2 protein-coding genes are annotated in these 1,373 nt (G+C 63.3%); both read right to left on the bottom strand.

The genetic code is table 11. From position 1 onward, the window contains the following. Positions 1–9: 9 nt before the first annotated feature. Positions 10–810 carry an integrase core domain-containing protein gene (locus tag AU188_RS25065; RefSeq protein ID WP_172799539.1) on the bottom strand — a complete coding sequence of 267 codons (801 nt, stop codon included), beginning with the start codon at positions 808–810 and terminating at the stop codon, positions 10–12. Positions 811–956: 146 nt separating this feature from the next. Next, on the bottom strand, positions 957–1,301 hold the full coding sequence (locus AU188_RS18865) for a helix-turn-helix domain-containing protein (protein WP_059165042.1): 345 nt from the start codon (positions 1,299–1,301) through the stop codon (positions 957–959). Positions 1,302–1,373: the final 72 nt, after the last annotated feature.

The raw sequence follows: 1,373 nt of genomic DNA, 5'->3' as shown, positions 1-1,373 counted from the left end.
TGTCTTGAGTCAAGAAATTGGCAGGTTTTCGTGGGTAATGGCGTGGAGGTAGGCCTGCCGTGGGGTGCGGTCGTCAAGAGCCTGGTGTGGTCGGACGGTGTTGTAGATGATTCGGAAGCGGTGAGCTTCCATGTCGAGGGCATCACCGTCGCCGATGTAGCCGCGGAACAGGTGCTCGTATTTCAACGACTCGAAGAATCGCTCGATGACGCCATTGGTCTGCGGTGATTTGAAGCGTGTTCGGATGTGCCGCAGGAGCGGATCGTGGCCCGTGAATAACGTCCGGAAGTCTTTGCCGCGGTAGCAGGGGCCGTTATCGGACACGATGGCGATGGGCGCCGGTGTGTGGCCGATGATGTTGTCGTGCTCATCGAGGACGTCCATTTCGCCGCGATCGAGGCGCAGGTCGGCCAGGTTGAGCACGCGGGTGGCTTCCTCGACGGCCAGTCGCACACAGTGCGCGGCGTCGCGGCCGCGGCTGGTGGGCGTGACGGTGATGGCCAGGCAGTACTTGCTGACGTAATCGATGACCGCGCTGATCCGCCAGATCCCACCGTGGGCGGTTTCGAACTCTGAGAAGTCGGTCTGCCACACCCTGTTGCGTTGGGTCGGCGGATCGCGAAACACACGGCGACGCAACGCAGCCCAAGACTTTCGGTCGGCCCTAAAGCCTTGCGGCAACAGCAGTCCCCGGCGCCGTAATGCTCGCTGTACCGACGAATTAGTGACCTGATGACCGTCGGCGCGCATCAAAGCCGCGATTTTGCGGTAGCCCCAGGCTGGCCATTCTTCGGCGTACTTGGCGGCCAAGTCCTCGATGCGGTCAACAACGGGAGCCGGCCATGGGCCCTTGGGCGGATCACCGGCTCGCATCCGAGCCAGCCGGCGCCGGTAGGTCCGCTCCGGGATACCGGCTAGACCAGCGAACCTCGAAACCGGCAGACCCGCCGCCTCTCTCAGGATTTCGAGGTCTTGGAAGGGACCTGGTCGGCCAACGCAGCACCGCGCTGCCAAATCCGCAGCTGCACCGTCGCCTCGGCCAGCGCCAGTTTGAGTTGCTCGTTCTCCAGCTGCAGCCGCCGCTGCTCCGGGCTGCCCTTGGCACCGGCGGGACCGCTGGGTACTTCGCGCAGTCGCTCAGACCCGGCCTCAAGGAACTGGTGCTTCCACTTGGTCACCTGTGTTGAAGCCACCCCGCACCGCCGCGCGGCTTCAGCACCGGTCATCTCTCCAGCCAGAACCGCCAGCACCAGGCGGGTCTTCTCCTCGGCGGGAATCTTCGTTCGTCGTGATCTGACCATGCCTCACTCAACCTCCTCAACAACGCCGCGTTGTGGATAACGCGGGCCTGTCAAAAAGTTTGAGTCAGTGGA

Origin of the sequence: Mycobacterium sp. IS-3022 (genome assembly GCF_001500065.1) — a bacterium.
Lineage (GTDB): Bacteria > Actinomycetota > Actinomycetes > Mycobacteriales > Mycobacteriaceae > Mycobacterium.
Note: the sequence above shows the minus strand (reverse complement) of the source record. Positions and strands in the feature narration are given on the sequence as shown.

What these genes read in the sequence shown, in the direction of transcription:
- AU188_RS18865 (WP_059165042.1), bottom strand. Translation starts at nt 1,301, where the DNA reads ATGGTCAGATCACGACGAACGAAGATTCCCGCCGAGGAGAAGACCCGC.